The sequence below is a fragment of the Macrococcus sp. S115 genome, assembly GCF_030067655.1.
Classification (GTDB): domain Bacteria; phylum Bacillota; class Bacilli; order Staphylococcales; family Staphylococcaceae; genus Macrococcoides; species Macrococcoides psychrotolerans.
Genome location: NZ_JASJES010000002.1, coordinates 322853 through 342604 on the forward strand (window position 1 = coordinate 322853; position 19752 = coordinate 342604).

20 protein-coding genes are annotated in these 19752 nt (G+C 39.0%); 4 read left to right on the top strand and 16 right to left on the bottom strand.

Annotation, left to right across the window (positions count from 1 at the left end; genetic code table 11):
• Positions 1-56: 56 nt before the first annotated feature.
• Positions 57-1769 carry an acetate--CoA ligase gene (gene acsA / locus QNJ52_RS04835; RefSeq protein WP_219492700.1) on the bottom strand — a complete coding sequence of 571 codons (1713 nt, stop codon included), beginning with the start codon at positions 1767-1769 and terminating at the stop codon, positions 57-59.
• Positions 1770-1870: 101 nt separating this feature from the next.
• Here acsA and QNJ52_RS04840 point away from each other — a divergent pair, with 101 nt between their 5' ends.
• Genes QNJ52_RS04840 through QNJ52_RS04850 form a run of 3 tightly spaced genes read left to right on the top strand, consistent with a single transcriptional unit; the run spans position 1871 to position 4285 of the window.
• Entirely contained in the window at positions 1871-2503 is a 633-nt protein-coding gene (locus QNJ52_RS04840; RefSeq protein WP_219492702.1) for a GNAT family N-acetyltransferase, read from the top strand.
• 10 nt (positions 2504-2513) lie between these two features.
• Positions 2514-3152 carry a CBS and ACT domain-containing protein gene (locus QNJ52_RS04845; protein WP_219492705.1) on the top strand — a complete coding sequence of 213 codons (639 nt, stop codon included), beginning with the start codon at positions 2514-2516 and terminating at the stop codon, positions 3150-3152.
• Positions 3149-4285: an acetoin utilization protein AcuC gene (locus tag QNJ52_RS04850; protein WP_219492707.1), complete on the top strand. Its 1137-nt coding sequence runs from the start codon at positions 3149-3151 to the stop codon at positions 4283-4285. The genes QNJ52_RS04845 and QNJ52_RS04850 overlap by 4 nt, the downstream gene beginning before the upstream one ends.
• Positions 4286-4362: 77 nt before the next feature.
• Here the strand turns inward: QNJ52_RS04850 and ccpA are convergent, their stop codons facing one another.
• From ccpA to QNJ52_RS04920, 14 genes are all read right to left on the bottom strand, one after another.
• Positions 4363-5352: a catabolite control protein A gene (gene ccpA, locus QNJ52_RS04855; protein WP_219492709.1), complete on the bottom strand. Its 990-nt coding sequence runs from the start codon at positions 5350-5352 to the stop codon at positions 4363-4365.
• 91 nt (positions 5353-5443) lie between these two features.
• Entirely contained in the window at positions 5444-6514 is a 1071-nt protein-coding gene (locus QNJ52_RS04860; protein ID WP_219492711.1) for a bifunctional 3-deoxy-7-phosphoheptulonate synthase/chorismate mutase, read from the bottom strand.
• 83 nt (positions 6515-6597) lie between these two features.
• Positions 6598-7062 (bottom strand): YtxH domain-containing protein, encoded by a 465-nt coding sequence (locus QNJ52_RS04865; RefSeq protein WP_219492714.1) that lies wholly within the window; start codon positions 7060-7062, stop codon positions 6598-6600.
• Between the two features lie 51 nt (positions 7063-7113).
• Complete coding sequence (locus tag QNJ52_RS04870; RefSeq protein ID WP_099483672.1) at positions 7114-7644, bottom strand: DUF948 domain-containing protein; 531 nt, start codon at positions 7642-7644, stop codon at positions 7114-7116.
• Between the two features lie 76 nt (positions 7645-7720).
• Positions 7721-9016 (bottom strand): UDP-N-acetylmuramate--L-alanine ligase, encoded by a 1296-nt coding sequence (gene murC / locus QNJ52_RS04875; RefSeq protein ID WP_219492715.1) that lies wholly within the window; start codon positions 9014-9016, stop codon positions 7721-7723.
• An 11-nt stretch (positions 9017-9027) separates the two neighbouring features.
• Positions 9028-11775, bottom strand: a complete 2748-nt coding sequence (locus QNJ52_RS04880; protein WP_283721994.1) for a DNA translocase FtsK — start codon at positions 11773-11775, stop codon at positions 9028-9030.
• Between the two features lie 9 nt (positions 11776-11784).
• The gene (gene ytpR, locus QNJ52_RS04885) at positions 11785-12381 is read right to left on the bottom strand and encodes a YtpR family tRNA-binding protein (RefSeq protein WP_219492719.1); all 597 of its coding nucleotides are present in this window, start codon (positions 12379-12381) and stop codon (positions 11785-11787) included.
• Positions 12382-12385: 4 nt separating this feature from the next.
• Positions 12386-13246, bottom strand: coding sequence for a DUF1444 domain-containing protein (locus QNJ52_RS04890; protein ID WP_219492722.1), 861 nt, complete (start codon positions 13244-13246; stop codon positions 12386-12388).
• Positions 13247-13365: 119 nt separating this feature from the next.
• Complete coding sequence (locus QNJ52_RS04895) at positions 13366-13674, bottom strand: thioredoxin family protein (RefSeq protein WP_219492724.1); 309 nt, start codon at positions 13672-13674, stop codon at positions 13366-13368.
• Entirely contained in the window at positions 13671-14675 is a 1005-nt protein-coding gene (locus tag QNJ52_RS04900) for a PTS sugar transporter subunit IIC (RefSeq protein WP_219492727.1), read from the bottom strand. The genes QNJ52_RS04895 and QNJ52_RS04900 overlap by 4 nt, the downstream gene beginning before the upstream one ends.
• Positions 14676-14835: 160 nt before the next feature.
• On the bottom strand, positions 14836-15564 hold the full coding sequence (locus tag QNJ52_RS04905; RefSeq protein ID WP_219492730.1) for an amino acid ABC transporter ATP-binding protein: 729 nt from the start codon (positions 15562-15564) through the stop codon (positions 14836-14838).
• Positions 15561-16280, bottom strand: a complete 720-nt coding sequence (locus QNJ52_RS04910; RefSeq protein WP_219492733.1) for an amino acid ABC transporter permease — start codon at positions 16278-16280, stop codon at positions 15561-15563. Before QNJ52_RS04910 ends, QNJ52_RS04905 begins: the two co-directional genes overlap by 4 nt.
• Entirely contained in the window at positions 16264-17031 is a 768-nt protein-coding gene (locus QNJ52_RS04915; RefSeq protein ID WP_219492736.1) for an amino acid ABC transporter substrate-binding protein, read from the bottom strand. The genes QNJ52_RS04910 and QNJ52_RS04915 overlap by 17 nt, the downstream gene beginning before the upstream one ends.
• A 94-nt stretch (positions 17032-17125) precedes the next feature.
• Positions 17126-18190, bottom strand: coding sequence for a M42 family metallopeptidase (locus QNJ52_RS04920; RefSeq protein WP_308316789.1), 1065 nt, complete (start codon positions 18188-18190; stop codon positions 17126-17128).
• 46 nt (positions 18191-18236) lie between these two features.
• Between QNJ52_RS04920 and QNJ52_RS04925 the strand changes: the two genes are divergently transcribed.
• Complete coding sequence (locus tag QNJ52_RS04925) at positions 18237-18524, top strand: hypothetical protein (RefSeq protein WP_219492739.1); 288 nt, start codon at positions 18237-18239, stop codon at positions 18522-18524.
• Here QNJ52_RS04925 and QNJ52_RS04930 read toward each other — a convergent pair.
• Positions 18521-19711 carry a MalY/PatB family protein gene (locus QNJ52_RS04930; RefSeq protein ID WP_219492741.1) on the bottom strand — a complete coding sequence of 397 codons (1191 nt, stop codon included), beginning with the start codon at positions 19709-19711 and terminating at the stop codon, positions 18521-18523. The genes QNJ52_RS04925 and QNJ52_RS04930 overlap by 4 nt on opposite strands.
• Between the last annotated feature and the right edge of the window lie 41 nt (positions 19712-19752).

Consider the following 19752-nt stretch of genomic DNA (forward strand, 5'->3'; position numbering starts at 1 on the left):
TGTCTGTGTTACCACACTAAAAAAGGTCAGAACATCATCGTTCTGACCTTCAAATATTAATCTTCCATCGTACTTAAATCACCCGTCGGCAAATCTAGTTCCCATGCCTTAAGTACACGTCTCATAATCTTACCTGAACGTGTCTTCGGCAGCTTATCTTTAAACTCGATTTCTCTAGGTGCGGCATGTGCTGCAAGTCCTTCTTTTACAAACACGCGAATTTCTTCTTTCAGTTCATCTGTTGCTTCATACCCTTCACGAAGTGCAATAAATGCCTTAATGATTTCTCCGCGAACCGGATCCGGCTTTCCGATAACACCCGCCTCTTGTACCGCTGGATGTTCTACAAGCTTAGATTCTACTTCAAATGGGCCTACACGTTCTCCCGCCGTCATAATAACATCATCTACACGTCCCTGGAACCAGAAGTAGCCATCTTCATCCATATATGCAGAATCACCTGAAATATACCAGTCTCCTGGTAAGAAATATGATTTATACTTCGCTTCATTATTCCAAATTTCTTTCATCATCGATGGCCATCCTGATTTCATCGCTAAGTTTCCCATACGGTTTGGCGGAAGCTCGTTTCCTTCATTATCAACGATTGCTGCAATAACGCCAGGTAATGGTTTACCCATCGAACCAGATTTAATATCCATCGCAGGATAGTTCACAATCATATGACCTCCTGTTTCTGTCATCCACCACGTATCATGAATACGCAGTTTAAATACATTGTGCCCCCATTTAATTACTTCAGGATTCAAAGGTTCACCGACAGACAGTATATGACGTAAGCTCGAAAGGTCAAATTTGTTAATCACTTCATCCCCTGCACCCATTAACATACGGAATGCTGTCGGTGCAGAATACCACACTGTCACTTTAAATTGCTGTATCGTCTTATACCATCCTTCTGGAGAGAACCTTCCACCTGCGATTACATTTGTCACACCGTTCAACCATGGTGCAAATATACCGTAGCTCGTCCCTGTAACCCATCCTGGATCTGCTGTACACCAGTAGATGTCATCTTCTTTTAAGTCTAATACGTAGTATCCAGAAATATAGTGCTGGATCATTGCATTCTGTACATGAAGCACTCCTTTTGGCTGTCCAGTTGAACCAGAAGTATAATGAAGAATTAAACCATCATCCAGTGTCAGCCATTCAATTTCAAATTCATCTGATGCAGACTCAAACTTAGCATTGAAATCGATATATCCTTCCTCTACATCTTTATCTACTACAACAATATGTTTTAAGTGTGGTAATTCGTCTTTTGGTATACGCCCGAGTAGACTTTTCGTTGTAATGATGACACTCGCTTCACTATTCTCTAAGCGGTCACGTACTGCTTTCTCCATGAATGCTTCAAATAATGGCCCTACGATAGCACCAATCTTAAGAACGCCTAAAAAGGCAAAGTAAAGTTCGGGAGAGCGTGGCATAAAGATAAATACACGGTCTCCTTTTTTAACACCCGCTTCCTGAACGAGCACATTCGCAGCCTTATTTGAATTGCGCTGCATCTCTTCAAAAGTATATGATTCCTCGCGATTTGCATCTTTGTAGTGTAACGCTACTTTATCCCCTTTACCATTATCGACATGTTTATCAATGCATTCATAAGCCATATTAACTTTTCCTGTATTATGCCATGAGAAGTTCTTCTCAACTTCCTTCCAGTCAAAGTTGTTATACACTTCCTCGTAGTTAGATAGATTGTGATCACCTTGAACTGCTTCAAAAATTTCTGTCTTCATTTTAAAATCCCCCTATGTAATCGTTTTCATTATTACTCTTATATTATATAATAAAGTTGACTGATTTTTCAAAATATAAAATTATTTCTCAAGGAGTGACTATGGAGCATACTAAAACTTACTATAAACGCACAGTTGAAGCTAACGGAAAATCAATTATCGTCGAAGGCCCAATAGACAGTGATACCTTAAAGAAATATACATTTGATGAGGGTCTCGTTGCATTCAGAATTCCGAAAGAACAATTTGTAGCAATTCAGGAAATTGCAGACCTCGAGGAAGGACGTATCATTATATGCCGAGATGGTGACAATATTATCGGATATACAACTTATCTATATCCAGATCCATTAGAACGATGGAGTGATGGAAACTTACCTTATCTATTAGAGCTTGGCGCGATAGAAATTAGTGAACAGTATCGTGCAATGGGCCTTGGTAAGGCCATGCTTGAACTGTCAATGCAAGATGATGCGATGGAAGATTATATCATTATTACGACCGAATATTATTGGCATTGGGATTTAAAGAACAGTGGCCTGGATGTATTCGAATATAAAAAAATTATGCAGAAGATGATGGCTGCTGGTGGCATGGAAGTATTCTCTACAGATGATCCTGAAATTACAAGTCATCCGGCCAACTGCTTGATGGCAAGAATAGGCAAACGCATTACAAATGATCAGATACAGACATTCGATAATATTAGATTCCAGAATCGCTTTTTCTTATAGGAGGGTAATTATGTTAGTAGAACGCATTATGACATCACCATGTATTACATTCAATACAGAAGGTTCTATCGCTCAGGCCATCGCATTGATGAATGATAAGAACATTCGCCATTTACCGGTTGTAGACGATGAACAGCATTTGCAAGGTATTATTTCAGATCGTGAAATAAAAGAAGTATTGCCGTCACTATTAAAACATGATGAAGCAATTGATTATAATGTCCCGATTTCACAGATTATGAAAAAAAATGTGATTACATGCCACCCTCTTGATTTTGTGGCAGATATTGCAGTTGATTTTTATGATGCATCTATCGCCAGCATTCCAGTTGTACAAAACGAGAAAGTTGTGGGCATTGTAACCAGTAAAGATATGCTCAATACATTTATTGAGCTTACCGGTGTAACACGTCCAGGTACAACAATACAGATTAGCATTCCTGATGAACCGGGTATTATGCACGAAGTCACGGAAGTATTTCATAGACATAAGATCAGTATCGAGAGTATTCTCGTATTCCGGGATACAGCACAGGTCGGTAAGAAAATTGTGACGTTACGCATGCTTGCAATGAATCCAAATATTGCGATATTTGATCTGGAGAAGAAAGGATTCACAGTACTTGATCCTTTCGAAAGCGGCCTATGACAAAATTCGTCTACTCAAAGAACTTGCTGAAATACCGCTTTCGTGATGATCACCCGTTTAATCAGATGCGCCTGTTACTTACGAAATCACTGCTTGAAAGCTTATCACTGCTGCGCGCAGAAGATATCGTTGAGCCCCGTACTGCAACAGATGAAGAACTGATGCTCATTCATCAGCCAGAATACATTGAAGCTGTAAAAAAGGCAGGACGCGGAGAACTGAGTGCCGGTGATTGTGATAAATTTGGACTTAACTCAAATGATACACCGAACTTTAAAGATATGCATGAAATGAGCGCGTTGTTAGTAGGCGCAACGCTTACTGCATGCGATATTGTTATGACTGGTATCGATCATACCGCATGTAACTTTGGTGGTGGGCTCCATCACGGCTTCACTGGACGTGCTTCAGGATTTTGTATCTATAATGATTCTGCAGTCGCTATAGAATATATGAAACGTAAATATAAACAACGTGTGCTCTATATCGATACCGACGCACATCATGGTGATGGCGTACAGTTTGCTTTCTACAGCGATAATCAGGTGATGACCTACTCTATTCATGAGACAGGTCGGTACTTGTTCCCAGGAACTGGTGCCATTACTGAAAAAGGTGAAGGTGATGGTTATTTATACAGTATGAATATACCTGTTGATGCCTATACTGAAGATGATTCATTTCTAGAATGTTTTGAAGAAAGTTTACGCGCAGCATGTGAATTCTTTAAACCGGATATTATATTAAGTCAAAATGGTGCGGATGCACATTATCTTGATCCATTGACACACCTCTCTTGTACACACAGGACATATCAGCACATCCCACAAATCGTCCTTCGATTAGCAAATGAATATACAAATGGAAAGTGGATTGCTGTCGGAGGTGGCGGTTATAATATCTTTCAAGTCGCACCACTCGCCTGGGCACAAGTATATAATGCGATGCTCGGACGCAGTTATTTAGAAGGTGCAATACCAGATGACTGGATTACGATGTGGCAAAGTAAAACACAAGTAAAGATGCCAAAAACATGGAATGAAGATCTACAAGGGTATCGAGTCATACCTAGAAGACGCGATATCGAAGAAAAAAATAAAATGATGATGGCACGTATCGTACAGCATTACTAGGTGCTCGTGTTTTTATTTTACGAGCCACTTTACCAACCCATAAATTAAGGACCTCGCATACGCAAGGTCCTTAATTTCTATTTCGTCGTTCCACGATATTCTATTCTATAAGGTAGAACGACTTTCTGATCTTCAATCGGCTCATCGTTCATATATTTAGTCAAAAGACGCATCCCCACAGCACCAATATCATATAATGGCTGCATTACACTTGAAAGCTTCGGGCGTACCATTTTCACTAATCGAGTATTGTTAAAACTGATGACCTGTAAATCATCAGGTATAACTCTTCCGTCATCCTGTGCTGCATGTACGATACCAATCGCCTGCTCATCACTAATGCATAGTATAACTTCAGGATTCGTCTCTTTAATCACTCTATATGCCTTCTCACCATCTAAATATTGTTCAGCCCCTATATATTGAGCTGATTCCGGTAATTCAATCGCATGTTCGCCGAGCAATGATTTCATTCCACTTAATACATCGATCTGTGCTTTTTCAGAATATCCTCCACCAACAAATGCAAATCGTTTCACACCTGCTTCTATGAATTTATGGGTAATTTTTCTACTCGCATCCACATAATCGATATTCACTGAAGGTAAGCTTTCATCTTGATCGAGTGTCCCTGATAATACCACAGGTACACTCGATTTACGTATCATCTCTGCTGTCTTCTCAGAGAGTGTCCCCCCTAAGAATATGATGCCATCAACTTGCTTTGACAGTAAGTTATTAAAGATTTCTTGTTCTTTTAATGCATCATTATCAGAATTTGAAATGATTGTCTGATATTTATACATCTTAGCGATATCTTCTAATCCACGTGCAAGTTCTGAATAATACATATTAGAAATATCCGGGATGATTACCCCAACTGTTGTAGTCTTCTTGCTTGCTAGCCCACGTGCGACTGCATTTGGACGATAGTTCAGACGTTCAATCACTTCATTTACGCGATCTCTTGTCGCAGGCTTCACATTTGGATTGCCATTTACGACACGAGATACAGTGGCCATAGATACTTTCGCTTCGCGTGCTACGTCATATATTGTTACGGTCATTTTTTCCTCCTGAAAACGTTTTATTTATTATTCTAACACGTTTTCAAAGACTTTTCATTCTAAATGATTATTTTAAGCAAATTTTTTATTGTTAAAATTTACTTTTAAATTCATTTAACGCTTTATAGAAATTTTCGAACTCTTCAAAATCCATCTGCTGACCGGCATCACTTAATGCAACGGCTGGATTTGGATGTACTTCAGCCATCACCCCATCTGCACCAACTGCGAGTGCAGCACGAGCTACCGGCAGCATAATATCCTTACGTCCCGTTGAATGTGTAACATCTACCAATACAGGAAGGTGTGTACCTTGCTTTAATATTGGTACGGCAGAAATATCTAATGTATTTCTTGTTGCTTTTTCATACGTGCGAATACCACGCTCACATAAAATAATCTTTGAATTGCCTTGTGCATAGATGTATTCGGCTGCATAGACAAACTCTTCTATCGTTGCGCTCAGTCCACGCTTAAGAAGTACGGGTTTATTTGTACGTCCTGCTTCTTTAAGGAGTTCAAAGTTCTGCATATTTCGCGCACCGATCTGGAATACATCAACATACTGGTCTGCAAGTTCAAAATGCGCTGGATTGACAATTTCACTGACAACGTTGAGGTTATATTTCTTACCCGCATCGTGAAGAATTTGTAATCCTTCTTCTCCTAGTCCTTGGAAATCATACGGAGAAGTTCTTGGCTTAAATGCGCCACCACGAATAAATTTTTCACCTTTGTCATGGAGATTTTTAGCGACTGCTTCAACTTGTTCTGCAGATTCTACCGAACATGGTCCAAATACATATGACTTTGTACCTGCACCGATGATGCCCCCGTTATCGAATGTAACAATAGTATCTTCTTGTTTTAACTTACGTGAGACTAAAAGATGCTTCTCACTTTCAGACTTCTGTAATTCTGTTGAAGCTTTAAATATTTCCTTAAATAACTGCTTGATAACATTGTCATCAAATGGACCATCATTTAAATCCAGCAATTTATTAATCATTTGTTTTTCGCGTTCGGGATCATAGATTGCAGTGCCTTGCTTACGTTTTTCTTGTCCGATCTGCTTTGCAATTTCACCACGTTCGCTTAACAGCTTTAATATTTCAATGTTTAATGTTTCAATGTTTTCGCGTAATGCATTTAAATCGTTCATCGTTTGACCTCTTTTATTTTAAAATTAAAAAAATAGTAGACTTTAGGCCTACTATTTTATCATATTACAAAGATATTTTGTGATTATTTGTTTTTAGGGGATAGATTGTCAGCAATATGCTTAGTTTTTTTGTTTTCTAACAATGCTTCGTCCTTGTTTGGCGTTAATGCTTTATCCACAACTGCATCTGGCTGCTTCAAAGTATCATCGTTCACCTCAGCTTTAATCGCTCTCTTCTGAAGCTCTAGATCGCTTTGATTCTCCTTAGAAAGATCTGCGTTAAATGTAACAGCTTTCTCTTTAAAGCTTTCAGCATTTTTAATTTGATCAGTATATGATTGTATAGATTTTGATTTTAATACTTCTACCTTTTCTCCAAGTTCTTCTTGCAGTACTTTACCTGATTTTGGAGCAACGAGTAAACCGATAAATGACCCCACTGCAAGTCCTGCGACAAGTCCTAATGAAAAGTCACGTGCTGTTGTATCCTTTTTCACTTCGTATTCTTTAACTGTATGTGTATGTAAATCTCTATTATAAGTTTCCATCTTATTCCCTCCTAAAAAAAGAATGTACATAATGTACATTCCCTTAGCGGTTTACTTTAAACCTGCATTAATTTTATCCTGATCTAAATGATCACCTGTTGTATGTGTTTCATTAAAGTTATTTTGTGGTGTACGATAAATATCATCATTAAAATTTACAGTACCACGACGTTGCTTTCTCATCTGCCATTTATCAGCAACTTCCATTGCAACGTTTGACCACTGAACAACTTGAGAAATCTTATCTTCGTTCTGCGAGATGTTATGCGTAATTGATGATGTAACATTATTAACTGAACTGTTTAAGTTCTGTACTGAATCACCAATACCTTTCACTGCATCTACAACTGAATTTAAACGTTGAGATTTATCCTGAACATCTTCTGCTAAACGATTAGTTTTGTGAAGTAAATCTGTTGATTCACGAGTGATTCCTTGAATTTGTCCTTCAACACCATCTAAAGTTTTAGCTACATGATCTAAATTCTTCTTCACTGATAATAAAGTGATTCCGATGAATACACATAGAATTAAAAATGCAATCGCAGCGATTAGACCTGCAATCGGTAAAATCCATTCCATAAAAACGCCTCCTAAAATTATTAACTTGTTATACTCTAAATTACCCTTATACCTTATTAATAAACATCATATCATACTATTTTAAATTTTCATATGCGACTTGAATTTTCTGTATATCTCCTGCACCCATAAAGATAACCACTGCATCTTTATATTGTTTCAGCAGATTGACGTTGGATTCGTTTATCAGTTCAGCACCTGGAATCAATATTTGCAAGTCACCGATTGTCAGCTCCCCACTATCTTCACGTGCTGAACCGAAGATATCACAGAGATATACTTTATCTGCAAGCTTTAAACTATTTGCGAAATCTTCAAGAAATGCACTTGTACGTGAAAATGTATGCGGCTGAAATACTGCGATGACTTTACGCTCAGGATATTTCAGATGTGCAGATTGTAGCGTCGCTTTAATCTCAGTTGGATGATGTGCATAATCATCGATAAGAATCTGTTCGTCCTGTACCTTTTCACTAAAACGACGTTTAACGCCACCAAATGTGCTTAAAGCATGTTTTACAGCTGCGTTATCCAGTCCTTCTAGGTGACAGATTGTTATGACAGCAAGTGCATTCAGTACTTGATGATCTCCATACATTGGAGTAACAAACGTATCAAACAATTCTCCGTCAATATACACTTCAAACTGTGTCCCTTGTGGGGTCGTCTTCATATTCTTTGCAACGACTTTATTATCTTCTTTAAAGCCATAGTAATAAATCGGGATATCTGCTACGATATCTCTTAAATTCTCATCGTCACCACAAGCTACAATTGCTTTCTTAACCTTCTTCGTCATCTCCTGGAATGCATTGAACACATCGCTCATCGATGCAAAGTAGTCGGGATGATCAAAGTCGATATTTGTAATAATCGCATAATCCGGTGAATAGCTTAAGAAATGTCTGCGATATTCGCAGGCTTCAAATGCAAAATACTCACTACCAGGCATCCCCATCCCTGTACCATCACCAATAAGGTAAGAAGTCTTCTTGTCACCATTCATCACATGAGATAACAGTCCAGTTGTCGACGTCTTACCGTGAGAACCAGTAACTGCCACAGATGTATATTGACCCATGAAGTTGCCTAGAAAGTCATGATAACGAGTTACAGTAAGTCCAAGTTCATGTGCACGCACAATTTCTTCATGGTCATCATTAAATGCGTTACCGGCAATGATTGTCATACCTTCTTTAATATTCTCCTGATTAAATGGCAGTATTGTTATTCCTTTTTCTCTTAAAGATTTCTCTGTAAAAAATTCTTTCTCGATATCTGATCCTTGTACCGTTTCACCCATATCAAATAGTATTTGAGCTAACGCACTCATTCCTGAACCTTTAATACCAACAAAATGATATAAAGTCATAAATTCATCTCCTAATATTCTTCTTGTTTTTCTGTTATCAGCACATCTCTTGGTTTAGAGCCATTCTGACCACTGACATAACCCATTTCTTCCAGTTGATCGATAATTCGCGCTGCTCTATTATAGCCTATCTGGAAGCGTCTTTGTATTTGAGAAGTCGAAATATGCCCTTCTTCGACCATAAAGTTGCAAATATCATTGAACAGTTCATCTTTCGGCTGCTCTGATAACTTCTTCAGCAAAGTCTTCTCATGGAAGAGATAGTTTGGTTTCCCTTGAGACTTAATATAGCCTACAACTTCATCAATCTCACTATCGGAAATATAGCTTCCCTGTATTCGAATCGGCTTATTCATCCCATTCCCAAGATACAGCATATCACCGTTTCCTAACAATTTCTCAGCGCCACCAGAATCAAGTATTGTTCTGGAGTCAACAGAAGAAGATACCATAAATGCGATGCGTGTCGGCACATTCGCTTTGATTAATCCTGTGATTACGTTGACTGAAGGACGTTGTGTAGCAAGTATCAGATGAATACCTGCTGCACGTGCTTTTTGAGCAATTCGTGCAATGGAATGCTCCACATCTTGTGGCGCCATCATCATTAAGTCTGCTAATTCATCAATCACGACAACGATCTTCGGAATTCTCTCCTGATAGACTACTTTCTGGTTATAAGCAGTAATGTTACGTACATGGACATCTGCAAACATCTGATATCTGCGTTCCATCTCACCGACAACCCATTTTAAGCTCTCTGTAGCTGCTTTAACATCAGTAATAACAGGTGCAATTAAGTGCGGCAAATCATTATATGGCGCAAGCTCGACCATTTTAGGATCAATCAGTAATAATTTCAATTCATTAGGATTATTACGATATAGCAGTGAAATAAGAATTGAGTTGATACACACAGATTTACCAGAGCCTGTAGCACCGGCAATTAAACCATGCGGCATCTTCGCAAGATCCATAATCATCGGTTCGTTATTAATTCTAGCTCCGAGCGCGACAGACAGATTACTATCAGAGAATTTCATCTTCTTGCTGAAGACAATTTCACTTAAGTTGACGCTACGCGTTTCAACATTCGGTACTTCAACACCGACAAGCGAAGTACCAGGAATCGGTGCCTCTATTCGGATATCTTTGGCTGCTAACGCCATTTTAATATCGTCCTGAAGATTCGTGATGCGCGAAACCTTTACACCTTTCTCTACCGAAAGTTCAAATCGTGTAACCGAAGGACCGACGACGACATTCTCTACTTTTGCCGGCACATTAAAATGATAGAACGCATCATCAAGCTGCGCTTTATGTTCTTCAACCCATGATTCATCTCGTTCCATATTATCTGCAGGATTCAGTAAGCTGACAGGTGGAAGAAGATACTTTGGTCCTTTGCGCTTGAACTGTCTTAGCTTCCTTTCATCCTCAGCTTCCTGTAGCTCAGCAGGTGTCTCAGGATGCTCCTCTAGTACTTCTTCTAGCGGTTCATTGCTTTTGATTTTTACTTCTGCTGGCGATAATTTCGATTCTTCTCGTTGCTGCATTAAACGCTTCTTATCACTTGGTGTCATGACTACATTAAATGGAGTGACTTTCTCTTTCTTAGTGTCAGGTGATAGCACAGGTTCTAACGAAACAGGACCTTCATCCTCTTCTGATATTTCAACAGTTTCATCTGTTTCGCTATCGGTTTCATCTTCAACTTCAATCGTTTCAGTCATCTCATCTTCCGTCTCAAAAGATACATCGTCAAATACTTCCTCATCTACCTGTATAGTCTCTGCTGCCTCTTCAGTACTTTCAAAAGTAATATTTTCTTCCATGAAAGTCTCATCTTCACGTGAACTGAAAGTATACGATTCACCGGAGTTCAGTTTAACCTCTGTGTCCTCATCGCTGATATTCACTTTAATTGGCGTCTCACTAAGCGCTTGAACCTCAATATCAGTGACTAATGCTTCTTCAGATAACGTTATAACATCCTCTGATAATTGCACGACATCATCAACTGCAAGCACATTATCCTCTAAAACATTCTTCTCTTCAGCTTCTTGTTCAACCGTTTCGTGGTTAATCATAGATTTTAACGCTTCTTGCTGGTCAGCAAGTTTTCTACGCTCTTCCTGAAAATCTTTTTGACGCTGAATTTTCTTGTCACGCTCTTTTCTGATTTCAGCAACTATTTGAGAGGCATATACATTCTCAATATTGACCGTATTATCTTCTTTGCGATGTGTCGGTGTCGCAGGACGTGTAGCTGTACTTTTCTTAGGGACAATAGATGCTCGACCCTTTAACATTGAAGGATCTTTACGACTTTTTGTTCCATATATTGCCGAAGGTACTTCTGAAGCTTTAAACTTGGGCTGATGCACACGAGATGCTTTTTCTATTTGAGCATCATCTCCTTGTTTCTTTCCTAATGGAGAGGTTTCAACCTTATAGCCTGGGTGTTGGTTACGAGCTGCTTTTCTCTGTCTTCTAGAAACGTATGTTTCATCAAACGAAGTCTTTTGATGATCATACTGCGCTTGTACAGGGATAAAGGGGTCATCATTTTTTTCAAGTTTTGTCTTGCTCGTCTTATGATCACTATCTTTCGTCTTAACAGTGTCCACATCAACCGGAAAACGAAACTTTCCACGAGGGCGCCTATATACGTCATTTTCTGAGGTATCCAGTCTTTCTGTTCTGATATCTTCAGTATTTTCTTTTGATTCTCCGAATAATTTATCAAACCAGCTCATCTTATCACCCTACTTCTCTTTGAAGAAATCTTCGCCGATTGTATAGTGATCATCTAGCACTAGAATACCTTTTTTCTCTTCAGAGTCAGTCAGACCAAGTTCACGTTCAGAACATATCATTCCTTTTGATGGCACACCGCGTAACTCTGCATCTTTGATCATCATTCCACTCGGCATCACCGCACCTACTTTAGCTACTACTACCTTTTGCCCTTGTGCAATATTTTTTGCACCACAAACAATCTGTAATTTTTCTGTTCCAACATCCACTTTTGTAATGTTTAATTTATCTGCATCTGGATGCTTCTCACATGATTCTACATAGCCAACAACAAACTTCGGTGATAAATCAACTTCGAGTGGCGTTTCAAGCCCCTTCTCTCTAAGTAATGCGTTGATTTCATCTACAAGACTTTCTGTTAATTTAACCTCACCTTGAGATTTAAGGTTTAATGATTGTACACCCTTAACATTATATCCAACGACACGGTCGTCTTTTTTTATCGTGATAATATCCCCGTTTGTTTCATACGTAAACGGACCATCGATAGGTTCCAATGTGATAAATAAATAATCTCCAACAATTTCGTTATAAAATAGATTCATATGATTACTCCTTATTGTTTTTTTCTTGTTCAAATTTTTTGCGGTTTGCTTCAATACGCTGAATTGCTTCTTGATTACGCTTTGCATTATTCTTACCTAGTATAAACACAGGTGTTAAGTTACCTTCTTCATATTGGAACGATAAAGAAGTAATCGGTACAAGACCATTTGCGAAAAATTGCATCGTCAGCTGAGCGAGCACATCATACCCTGTCTCGTTCTGAATATCAGCAATAATCAAAACATCGCCATGTGGTACAGCGACAAGCATCTCCCCTGTAATCTTCTCACGAAACGACTTCAACAGTTGTTTATTTAACAGACGACTTGCATCATATCCATCATTTGAGTTAAAGAAATAATATGTATTGTCATTCACTACATCAGTTTTATAAGGGTTATTCAGACCATTTAAATTAAATAAAGCCTGCTCCTTAATATGCGCTTCAGATAGATTCAACGCTTCCTGTACTTCAGTATCAATTAGACGATAAGTGTTGCCGAGATCCACTGCGTAATAAATATTCGTCTCAGCAGTATGTTCTGTAATTAAAAAAGGAACTCCATTTTGTTCTTTCTGGAAACTCGTCGCACGAACAACAGGCATTATTATCGGTTGGCCATCAAAAGGTTGTGCATCCCCAAACGCTTGAATCGTCTCTTTGATATAATACAGTACTTCGTCAAGAATTTTCTCTTTCTTCTCTTTATATTTTGCTGCAACGGGTGCTAGCTTTATCGTTAACCCTTTATGATTATCATTTCGCTCAATCCTTAAAGTCTCTTCTTTACGATCGAAATGAAAGGTTACTGCTTCCTCTTTCATTGCATCTTTTAAGTAATCTCTAATTTCAAAAACATTCACTTGTAACACTCCTCACATAACTTTCATTGTACAATAAAACCACCGCATATAAAAGCAGTGGTTACTAAGGTTATATTAAAAGGTAATCAGTTTAGAGCTACGGACTAATAGATATTAAACTACAATCCTTTTATAAATGCGTTGATTTCATCTTTTGTCTTTCTGTCTTTTGATACGAATCTTCCAATTTCAGTACCTTTATCAAATGCGATAAAGCTTGGTATCCCCATCACATCATATTCTACAGCAAGGTCAATAAATTCATCTCTGTCGATGGAAACAAAATGATACGCTTCATTTTCACTTTCTATTTCCGGCAATAATGGTGCAATAAAATGACAGTCTGGGCACCATCCTGCAGTAAACATAGCTATCGTCGGCTGTTCGATACTTTCTCTAAACATTTCTACTGATGTGATTTCCTTCATCGTTCTCCTCCTGTCGAGATCTTCTGATCTCCTGGTTTAATGATATTCGCTCGTAACAACATCATATATATAATATAACTGATAATACCTGGTAATATGAAATGAAACACTCCAACTTGCAACCATGTTTCAAGCGAGGAACCCATCGTCTTAATTGTCATTATCTGCCCGACAAATCCACTTGTTCCCATACCTGCACCTGCTGCTACATTTTGCATTGGCCATAGTGTGGTCATTATCGGTGCGATAATGATACTCGCAATCACAGGCGGAATTAAGATCATTGGTCTTAACATATAGTTAGGAATCTGTATTTTACTAGTTCCAATACCATGGGCTACGAGACTTTGAATCCCATTATCACGATAAGCAGTGACAGCAAATCCAATCATATGACAGCAGCAGCCAATTGTTGCAGCAGCTGCCGCTGTTCCATCGATGTTAAGCATTAAAGCGAGCGCAGCACTAGAAACAGGGCTAGAAAGTGTCAAACCGAACACGAGTGACACGAGAACGCCCATCAATAACGGCTGCTGTCCTGTCGAAAATGAAATAAATTCTCCGAGCGATAGCATCAGCTGCTGTATCAACGGTCCTATAAGCTTTGCGATACTGCCGCCGATAAGTAGCGTTAGAAGCGGCGTCAGAATGATATCAATCTTCGTCTTCCCACTATAGAAACGTCCCGCTTCACTTGTTGCCAGACTCACAATATATGTACCTGCTGCGCCTCCAAGTTCATAACCATACATCCCAGTCACTGCACTAGCGAAGATGACCATCGGTTTAGCTCCAAGTCCATATGCTACCGCAACACCAACTGCTGCACCCGTACAATTCTTTGCAAGCTGGCCGATTTCAATGAGTAATGATGTATCGAAGAACGGTTTCAATTCTGTCCCCAGTGTTTCTAATATCAATCCGATAATCAATGAACAAAATAGTCCGAGTGCCATGTAACTCATGCCATCTATGAACCACCTCTTAAGTAGATTCTTCAATATACTATCCCCTTACCCTCTATTTATAATCCCACATATTACAATTATAATAGCATATTACTTATTACATAGACGTATTTTCATATAAAAATTTTCCGGATATATTTATCCGGAAAATTTATTACCTATTGATGCTATCGAATGATATAGTGCTTATAATTTATTCTGCAATCACATTCAAGAAGCGTCTTAAATGTTCTGATTGAGGTGCATTGAATAGTTGTTCTGGCGTTTCGATTTCCTCGATACGTCCATCATGAACAAAAGCGACTTTATCTGCAACATTGCGCGCAAAGTTCATCTCGTGTGTCACTATGACCATCGTCATGCCTTCATCACGCAGATCTTTAATAACACGTAGCACATCCTGTACAAGTTCTGGGTCAAGTGCAGATGTTGGTTCATCAAAGAGCATCACCTTTGGATTCATTGCAAGCGCACGTGCGATACCGACACGTTGCTGCTGTCCCCCACTTAATGATATCGGATACTGCTCCTTGACATGCGTTAAATCCACTTTTTCAAGCAGGTTCAATGCGGTTTCTCGCGCATCTGACTGTTTCATCTTCTTGACTTGTACAAGACCTTCCATCACATTTTCTAGCGCTGTCATATGCGGGAACAATTGAAAGTTCTGGAACACCATACCTGACTTTTTACGGACTTCAATCTGTGATTTGCGGTTGTTACTATCATATGTTAAACCGTCTACTGTTACCGTGCCTGATGTCGGCAGTTCCAATGCATTCATCATACGTAGCAGCGTCGTCTTACCTGAACCGCTTCGACCAATCAGTACGACCACTTCACCATCTTGCACTTCTAGATCTACATCTTTAAGCACTGTCTTATCGCCGAACTTCTTTACCACATTCTTCACTGAGATCATCGCTGATACTTCCTTTCTATACGAGACTCATACTGCCCTTGTACAACAGAGATAATGAAACATACAACCCAGTACATTAAGCCGACAAGCACGTAGATTGAAAGGAACTCATACGTTGTCGCAGCAACTTCCTGTGCCTTACGAAACATCTCTGCGACAAGAATGAACCCTAGCAGCGATGTATCTTTAATCAGACTTAAAAATGTATTACCAAGTGCAGGAATAGATACACGTATCGCCTGTGGTAAAACGATGCGTTTCATCGTCATCCATTCACTCATACCGATAGAATATGCAGCTTCTTTTTGACCCTCTGGAATCGATAGAATACCACCCCGAATAATTTCAGAGGCATAAGCTCCAACGTTTAAACTGAGTCCAATTATTGCAGCAACAACAGGTGCAATATTCAGCTTAATATCAGGATTTCCCGTAATAAGTCGTCCAACTTCTGGAATACCATAGAAGATAATGAACAACTGTACAAGCATAGGTGTACCACGAATAATCGAGACATAGATTCTGGAAATACTTCGCGCGAACTTGTTACGTGACACACGCATCAATGCAGTGATGATCGCTATGATTAGCCCGATTATAAACGTTGCAATAGTAATAGGGATTGAGTATTTTATCAATCCCCATAACATCGGTTCGAAAGCTTGTTTCGCTGCATCTAATGCGTGGAGCTGTTCTTCATTAAGCTTTAGAAACATCTTCACCAAACCATTTCTTACTTATTTTTGTTAATGTACCATCTTTATGCAATTCATCTAATGCTTTATTAACATCCTCTATTACTGTCTTATCTGTCTTCTTAGTGAATACAAATCCTGACTGGCTCTTCTCAGCATCACCCGTAATCAGCTTAATATCAGCTGTTTTCTTTTGTTGCTGATAATCAAGGACTGATAATTTATCATTGAAAGTTCCTTCCACACGATTTGATAATACCATTTCTATCGCCTGGTTAAATCCTTCTACTGAAGTAATTTCAGCGCCTTTATCTTTCGCTAGCTTACCGTAGTTTGAAGTCAACGTCTGAGCAAGTTTCTTTCCTTTAACGTCATCAAATGACTGGATTGAATCGTTATTTTTACGAACGACTAATACGCCCTCAGAATACGTATATGGTTTAGAGAAGTTGTATTTATCTTTACGTTCTGCATTGATTCCGACTTGGTTTGCTATCGTATCAAAACGCCCTGAATTTAATCCCGAGAACATTGAATCCCACTGTGTTTCAACGAACTTAACCTTATAACCCGCTTTTTTCGCTACTGCTTCAGTAACTTCTACATCATATCCCGTTAACTTTCCATCTTTGTCATGGTATGTAAATGGTGCATATGTTCCTTCAGTGCCCACTGTCAGTGTCTTACCATCTTTCTTTGAACCCTCTTCACTGCTGCCACATGCGGCAAGCACAAATAACAACGCCGTCAATACTATAAATAATTTTTTCATTTCCATCCTCCTATTCATATCAATTTACTCAGAATAAATTTTATTTTATACTATTTATAATTTAAGTCAACAAATAGCTACCGAACTACTCGGATTAATTCTGTTTTAAACACTGAATCGTTTCATCATCAAGTCTACTCAGTAGCGCAAGCATACCATCGCGCGCCGCTTCATAATCACGAATATCAAATATCGTATGATTGGAATGAATATAACGTGCAGGGACTCCTACTACCGCTGTCGGCACACCTTCATTCGAAATATGAATCTGACCCCCGTCTGTTCCACCCGGAGACTGATAATATTGGTAATTGATATTATGTGCTTCATATGTTTCTTGCATCAATGTCTTGAATGATGGCTTTAATATCATTGTGCGGTCGATGATTCTCAGTAACGTGCCAGCTCCAAGTCGTCCATTATCGCTGCTACTTCCAGCCATATCATTTGCGGGCGAACAGTCTACAACAAATGCAACATCCGGCTGAATCATATTTGCTGCAGGTCCTGCGCCACGTAAACCTACTTCTTCCTGCACATTCGCCCCGATATATAGATCAAAAGGAAGCGCAACGTCCTTCAACCGTTCCATCACATCTATAATTATGGTACATCCATAACGATTATCCCACGCTTTACATAAGAAACGGTGATCCGTTAACTGCTTAAATTCAACTTCAGGTACAATCGTATCCCCGGGCGCTATCCCCATTTCATTGACCATCTCTTTATTCTCAGCACCGATATCCAGCATCATATCTGAAATTTGTGGTGTCCCTTCATTTCCTGTTCTGAAGTGTTTCGGCAGGCTTCCAATGATTCCAGTATATTCTTTCCCATCTCGAGCTAATACTTTCATACGCTGTGCCTGCAGTACATCTTCAGGCCATCCGCCAAGCGGTGTGAACTTAAGCATGCCATTATCGGTAATATGTGTCACCATAAATCCAACTTCATCCATATGTGCAGCAATCATTACTTTCTTAGCATCTGGATTTGCACTCTTCTTTAAGAAATACACACCACCGAGCCCGTCCTGCAGTACTTCATCTGCATATGCTGTCAGTCTTTCCTTTAAATAGTCGCGCACTTGATATTCATGTCCAGGTGCCCCATGTAATTCTGTTAATGTTTTGATCGTTTCCATTATCTTTGTCATGATTGTTCTCCTTTATGTTAAAATATTTTATAAATGGAGGGATATTATGAAAAAACGTTATCTGCTTATCATTCCTGTAATCATCGCTTTACTTTATATGTCGAAAGATCGTATGACAATGAAGCATCCTAAAAAGGTACTCGACCAGACGAAACATGCATATAAGGATGTGACAGGTTCAGCAATCAACTATACCCCTGAAAAGATTCATAAGTTTGGATCTATCACACACGTCTATCGGGGGATGATCAATACGAAGACCACGACTTATGAATTTATCGCTGATTGTTATAGTGGTGAACTCATAGATGTGTTTGAAATTCAGTCGCTTTAATCTACAGCATTCTCCTTTAAATATGAGAATGCTTTTTCTATTGCTGCTAACCCCTGTTCAAGCTTCTCTTCGCTACACGCAACATTTAGTCTGAAGTGCGTGCTCTCGGTCAGTTCATAGGTGTTCCCGATACCTACAGCGATACGCCCGATATTCTGCAGCGCATCCTGAACGTCCATTTCACTGAACCCACTCGCTTCAAAGTTAATCCATGCAAGAAACGTACTATGTGGTCTACGGAATACAAGGACGTCACTCAATCGCTCGTTAATGAATGTCTCTACTTTAATCATATTTGATTCAATATGTTCATTAAGTGCATCTACCCACGGGCCACATTCCATATAAGCTGTACGAATTGCAGTGAGCCCTAGTATATTCGGAGAACTTATACCATAGACACTTCCTATCTTCGTCTGCAGCAATTCACGCATATAGCTGTCCTTCGTTATATAATAGGCATGAGGAATGCCTGAAATATTAAATGTCTTCCCGAGACACGTTGTAACAACCATCTTGTCATACTGAGACATATACTTAACCAGTGACTGATGTTTACCATGACGAACGAAGTCCATATGAATTTCGTCAGATATAATATAGACATTATGCTTCTCACAAATCTCGATGATCTTTAAAATCTCTTCTTCGGTAAACACCTTACCTGTCGGATTATGTGGATTACAGAACAGGAACACTTTGTTCTGAGGCATCTGACATAAATATTCAAACTGAACAAAATCCATCGAATATTGATCTTCATCATCATACAGATCACAGCCAACGATCATACGTTTATTTCCATTGATTAAATTTAAGAAGTTATTATATGAGGGGATGTTAACGATAACACCATCCCCTTCATTTGTTACACTGCGAATCACTTCAGTAACTGTGAATAACACGCTTGGGGCATATGCGAGATCCTGCTTTAATACATTGAGATCAAAACGTGTCTTGTACCAATGACGAACCGGCTGATAGAACTGATCGTTATTCCAGTTTGTATAGCCGTATATCGGATGACTTAATCGCTCCTGTAACGCATGTATTATTGTTTCTGGAACAGCAATATCCATATCCGCTATCCAAAACGGCATTAAATCTTTACGCTGATAAACTTTAGACAGCATTTCATGAGCAACTGCATTCGTTGTACTACGGTCAATCACTCTATTAAAATCCATAACATCTCCTCCTGTTAATTCGAATTCCTTAATAATAGTCT

Bases quoted from the DNA above. Each gene is read 5' to 3' on its own strand.
- murC (WP_219492715.1), bottom strand. From the start codon at position 9,016: ATGACTTTATATCATTTTGTTGGTATTAAAGGTTCAGGAATGAGTGCG.
- QNJ52_RS04840 (WP_219492702.1), top strand. From the start codon at position 1,871: ATGGAGCATACTAAAACTTACTATAAACGCACAGTTGAAGCTAACGGA.
- acsA (WP_219492700.1), bottom strand. From the start codon at position 1,769: ATGAAGACAGAAATTTTTGAAGCAGTTCAAGGTGATCACAATCTATCT.
- QNJ52_RS04870 (WP_099483672.1), bottom strand. From the start codon at position 7,644: ATGGAATGGATTTTACCGATTGCAGGTCTAATCGCTGCGATTGCATTT.
- QNJ52_RS04880 (WP_283721994.1), bottom strand. From the start codon at position 11,775: ATGAGCTGGTTTGATAAATTATTCGGAGAATCAAAAGAAAATACTGAA.
- QNJ52_RS04845 (WP_219492705.1), top strand. From the start codon at position 2,514: ATGTTAGTAGAACGCATTATGACATCACCATGTATTACATTCAATACA.
- QNJ52_RS04865 (WP_219492714.1), bottom strand. From the start codon at position 7,062: ATGGAAACTTATAATAGAGATTTACATACACATACAGTTAAAGAATAC.
- QNJ52_RS04860 (WP_219492711.1), bottom strand. From the start codon at position 6,514: ATGAACGATTTAAATGCATTACGCGAAAACATTGAAACATTAAACATT.
- QNJ52_RS04920 (WP_308316789.1), bottom strand. From the start codon at position 18,190: ATGACAAAGATAATGGAAACGATCAAAACATTAACAGAATTACATGGG.
- QNJ52_RS04930 (WP_219492741.1), bottom strand. From the start codon at position 19,711: ATGGATTTTAATAGAGTGATTGACCGTAGTACAACGAATGCAGTTGCT.
- QNJ52_RS04915 (WP_219492736.1), bottom strand. From the start codon at position 17,031: ATGAAAAAATTATTTATAGTATTGACGGCGTTGTTATTTGTGCTTGCC.
- ytpR (WP_219492719.1), bottom strand. From the start codon at position 12,381: ATGAATCTATTTTATAACGAAATTGTTGGAGATTATTTATTTATCACA.
- QNJ52_RS04850 (WP_219492707.1), top strand. From the start codon at position 3,149: ATGACAAAATTCGTCTACTCAAAGAACTTGCTGAAATACCGCTTTCGT.
- ccpA (WP_219492709.1), bottom strand. From the start codon at position 5,352: ATGACCGTAACAATATATGACGTAGCACGCGAAGCGAAAGTATCTATG.
- QNJ52_RS04895 (WP_219492724.1), bottom strand. From the start codon at position 13,674: ATGAAGGAAATCACATCAGTAGAAATGTTTAGAGAAAGTATCGAACAG.
- QNJ52_RS04925 (WP_219492739.1), top strand. From the start codon at position 18,237: ATGAAAAAACGTTATCTGCTTATCATTCCTGTAATCATCGCTTTACTT.
- QNJ52_RS04905 (WP_219492730.1), bottom strand. From the start codon at position 15,564: ATGATCTCAGTGAAGAATGTGGTAAAGAAGTTCGGCGATAAGACAGTG.
- QNJ52_RS04910 (WP_219492733.1), bottom strand. From the start codon at position 16,280: ATGTTTCTAAAGCTTAATGAAGAACAGCTCCACGCATTAGATGCAGCG.